Genomic DNA, 4,303 nt, shown 5'->3' on the forward strand with positions numbered 1-4,303 from the left:
ATGTTTTGAGTCCGGATGGCTATTCATGTGGAGTGGTTCCAATACAAGAAGTACAAGTGATAGATTACCCTCATTACTTTACCCCGAACGGCGATGGTTTCCATGACACATGGAATGTAAGCGGTTTGCAAAACTTTGATGCGATAACTAAGATTTACATTTTTGACCGCTTTGGTAAGTTGTTGAAACAATTGAGTTCTTCGGGCGAAGGTTGGGACGGAACTTATAACGGACAACTACTGCCGTCTACGGATTACTGGTTTACGGTAGATTATCCGGAGAATGGCGTGATGAAACAGTTTAAAGCGCACTTTAGTTTGAAGCGATAAATATTTTAAGAACACTCAACGTATAGGAACTAATGGCAGTTTTTTTAGGTACAATCTGCAGACAAGTTATGAGGGTATAGGAAGATATTGGCTTAATCTTTTTAATAATAATATTTTGTTTTTCAGATCGGCGCATTGAAGGAAGTTGCGCAGCAAAATCCTATTCGATTTAAAAAGCATAACTACTTTATCGCCTTGTCTTTATAATAATTCACTAATAAATCCACAAACTTGCTGTAGCTGTCAATGCCTTCTTGTTGTTGGTTTGATTTTAAATATTGGTCGTAAAAAGCATGGAAAGCTTTATCGATAAAAGTGTCGTACTGTTCCCAAAAGACTTCACTTTCTTGGTAGTTTTTGAGTATCCCGGGGTTAATTTTATGCTTCAATCGCTCGAACTCTTTTTCGTTTTTCACCCCGATATTCGACATACTATACCGAAGTGCATTGGATAAAGCGGAATATTGAAAATACAAATCTTCATTTTTAACACCGGCCATAAAACCGATAAAGTTGCACTCGCTTTCGCTGCCAAAGCCTATTTGATGCGCCATTTCATGGCAAACCACATTAGGAAAACCGTACATCGGTAGTTTATCATTGACTTGCGCTTCATTGGTAAACGGATTCAAATACCCACCAAATCCCATGTAGGTTAAGGGTAAACTCAACAGCGATTTTTTCTGACTGGGAATTTTATACTCAAAATAGGCATGTTCTTTCGCCAGTTGATCGTAACCGTTTTGGGTCAGTTTAAAAATGCTGTCCTGAGAATAAGGATTTATTACCTTTTTCAGACTGTCTTTGGTGATGGCTATGTGAACAGCATTCGTTTGGGTAATCAATTTTTCTGTGAACAACACCAATTCTTGTTCGGTGTATTCTCTTTTGATTTTCATCTTTTCAAACAACGGTACTCTATAGTAATTGAATGCCCATAGCAAATGAAATAAAAAGTAGGCTAACGACACAAAACTCAATATCGGCCAAACCTTGACTTTCCATTGTATTTTCCGATTTTTATACAGCCAGTATAACGCATAAAACCCCACAAAAGTGTAAACGACATCGCCTACAGAAAAAGGAATACTGCCTAATATCCATCGCGAACATTTTGATAGCCATAGGTATAACCCATTGCTGTAAAAACGTTCTATTGTTTCCGGAAAAAAGGCTAATATTTTCAGCAGAACCAGCTGAATCAGCAAAAATAAAGGAAGTATATATTTACGTTTCAAAGTATCTTTTTAAAATGTAAATATAATCACAATTCAATTTCTAAAGTAGTTAAACTTTGTAACTTTGCGGTACTGAGTCGCTGAGTGACTGAGTCGCTGAGTAACTAAGTTATTATGTGGCTTGTAACGAGGTAAAAAAACTCAGTAACTCAGAACCTCAGTAACTTAGAAACTTAAAAAATGAGCCAAGAAATTAGAAACCTCGAACCTAAAGTCCTTTGGAACAAGTTTGCCGATTTAAATGCGGTACCGCGTCCGTCTAAAAAAGAAGAACGCGTGATTGAATTCATGAAAAATTTCGGAAACAGTTTAGGATTAGAAACTTTTGAAGATGACATCCGAAACGTTATCATCCGTAAACCTGCTACTCCTGGGATGGAAAACCGTAAAACTGTAGTGCTGCAAGGTCACTTGGATATGGTGCATCAAAAAAATAATGATACCGAATTCGACTTCTTAACCCAAGGCATCGATATGTATGTAGATGGCGATTGGGTTCGTGCCAAAGGAACTACTTTGGGAGCTGACAATGGTTTGGGTGTAGCCGCGATTATGGCCATTTTGGAAAGCAAAGACATTCCGCATCCTGCCATTGATGCCTTGTTTACCATAGATGAAGAAACCGGGATGACCGGTGCTTTGAACTTAAAAGGTGGCATTTTAAAAGGAGAAATACTGTTGAATTTAGATACCGAAGAAGACGATGAAATTGACATTGGTTGTGCCGGTGGTATTGATGTTACAGCAACCAGAAGTTATAACGAAGAAGAAACTCCTGAAGGTTCTGAAGGTTACACCATTACCGTAAAAGGCTTGAATGGCGGGCACTCGGGTATGGACATTAATAAAGGTTTGGGGAATGCCAATAAAATCATGAACCGTTTGTTGTTTGACGGATTCGAAAACTTCGGATTGCAAATTGCTGAAATTAACGGTGGCAGTTTGCGCAATGCGATACCGCGTGAAAGTGTGGCTAAAGTAATCGTTGCCGGCATGTATGATGAAGCTTTTGTTTTTGATATGCAAGAAATCATCAACGACATCAAAACCGAATTCAAAACAACAGAACCCAACTTAACCATCGAAATTGTAAAAAGCGATTTACCTTCGAAAGTGATGGATTTAGGCGTGCAAGAAGGTTTGTTGCGTTCGATTTATGCTGCCCATAACGGCGTATATCGTATGAGTGCTGATATGGCTGATTTGGTGGAAACTTCTAATAATATCGCTAGAGTAGTGGTGAAAGACGGACAAATTTCGATTCAGAATTTGACTCGTTCCTCAGTAGAAACTTCTAAAATGGACTTAGCCAATGGTTTGCGTTCGGCTTATGAATTGTTTGGTTGTGAAGTGGAATTCGGCGGAAGCTATCCGGGTTGGACACCCAATGTAAACTCGGAAATCTTAAAAGTTTTGGTCGACATTTACGAAAAACAAAACGGGAATAAACCCAATGTAGTGGCTTGTCACGCCGGATTGGAATGCGGAATTTTAGGAACCAATTACCCGGGCATGGACATGATTTCATTTGGACCAACCATTCACGGTGCACACAGTCCGGATGAAAGAGCTTCGATCAAATCGTCTCGAAAGTTTTGGAAATTCTTTTTAGAGATTTTAGCTAACATTCCCGCAAAAAATTAAATTGTTAGACATCTTAGGATATTAGATTATAAGAAACCCGTTCGATATTGAGCGGGTTTATTTTTCATCTTTAAAAAATAAGCAAGTCTAGAATCTTTTTGCATTCCGTTTTCCAAACCAAATTAAAAAACCGGTCACGGGTAAACTCGCAATCAACAAACTAATCAAAAAGGCAAAAACTTTTCCGGGCAAGCCTAATATAGCTCCGGTATGAATGTCGTAATTCATTCGGATGAGTTTGTCGGAAGCGGTTGCGTTAGCTAACTTTCCGTAAATGTGTTTCACCTCTTTTTCTTGTAAAGTGTATTGATCAAAATAACGATAGTCGGTTTTCCAATAAGTGCCTTTGTCCAAGTTAGCGTTAGCGGCTATCGAGCTCGAATCGGTTTCGGGCGGATGTACTTCAATTGATTGGGCATTGGGATAGTCTTTTTGCATCAGTATCCACACTTTATCCAGCGGTTTTTCAATGGCAGAAACTGAGATTTCTTTTGGGGATATCGGATCTTCATAGACCAATGATTTTTCGCCACCGATAAAAGTATAATAGCCGTAAGCAAACCACGGAAATCCCCAAACTAATCCTGTAATGGCAAAGATTAAAGCGATAGCCATTACGTAAAATCCGGTAATATTATGCAAATCGTAGTTTTTGCGCTTCCATTTTATCCCGTCTTTCCAGCGAAACCAAAAACGTTGTTTGGCCGCATTTTTGTTTTTGGGATACCAAAGAATGAAGCCGCTGATGAGCATGAATAAGAAAATCAGTGTGACCGAAGCAATAACCGTTTGCCCGATTTCGTGCGGCAACCAGAGGTAAAAATGTCCATCTAAAACCCATCGGAAAAAGCCCGAATACATATCGGCTACTTCCAAAATTTCCCCGGTGTACGGATTGAGGTAAATGATGTGGTAATAATCGTTTTGTTTGTTTTGGTCGTCGTGACTGAAAAAGATGGCTTCGGCAGACTGACTTTGACCATTGTATTTAATAGCGTGTAACGATTGTTGCGGTAATTCGGCACGGGCGATTTTTTCTAATTCTGACGGTAGGAGGAAAGCTTTGTTTTGCTTTTCCACAAAGCGATAGGT

The 4,303-nt window shown here is 39.1% G+C and carries 4 protein-coding genes; 2 read left to right on the plus strand and 2 right to left on the minus strand.

The window, feature by feature from the left end; translation table 11 throughout:
- Positions 1 to 329: T9SS type B sorting domain-containing protein (locus tag ACIQ32_RS11285; protein WP_396195792.1), on the plus strand; the 329-nt coding region annotated here is incomplete at its 5' end.
- A 182-nt stretch (positions 330 to 511) separates the two neighbouring features.
- On the opposite strand, the gene ACIQ32_RS11290 is transcribed toward ACIQ32_RS11285, so the two are convergent.
- Positions 512 to 1,567, minus strand: a complete 1,056-nt coding sequence (locus ACIQ32_RS11290; protein WP_396195793.1) for a DUF3810 domain-containing protein — start codon at positions 1,565 to 1,567, stop codon at positions 512 to 514.
- Between the two features lie 180 nt (positions 1,568 to 1,747).
- Between ACIQ32_RS11290 and ACIQ32_RS11295 the strand changes: the two genes are divergently transcribed.
- Complete coding sequence (locus ACIQ32_RS11295) at positions 1,748 to 3,211, plus strand: aminoacyl-histidine dipeptidase (protein ID WP_396195794.1); 1,464 nt, start codon at positions 1,748 to 1,750, stop codon at positions 3,209 to 3,211.
- An 87-nt stretch (positions 3,212 to 3,298) separates the two neighbouring features.
- On the opposite strand, the gene ACIQ32_RS11300 is transcribed toward ACIQ32_RS11295, so the two are convergent.
- Positions 3,299 to 4,303, minus strand: a 1,005-nt coding sequence (locus ACIQ32_RS11300; protein WP_396195795.1) for a PepSY-associated TM helix domain-containing protein, incomplete at its 5' end; no start/stop codon positions are given.

Source organism: Flavobacterium sp. (genome assembly GCF_044373165.1).
GTDB lineage: Bacteria > Bacteroidota > Bacteroidia > Flavobacteriales > Flavobacteriaceae > Flavobacterium.

What these genes read in the sequence shown, in the direction of transcription:
- ACIQ32_RS11295 (WP_396195794.1), top strand. Translation starts at nt 1,748, where the DNA reads ATGAGCCAAGAAATTAGAAACCTCGAACCTAAAGTCCTTTGGAACAAG.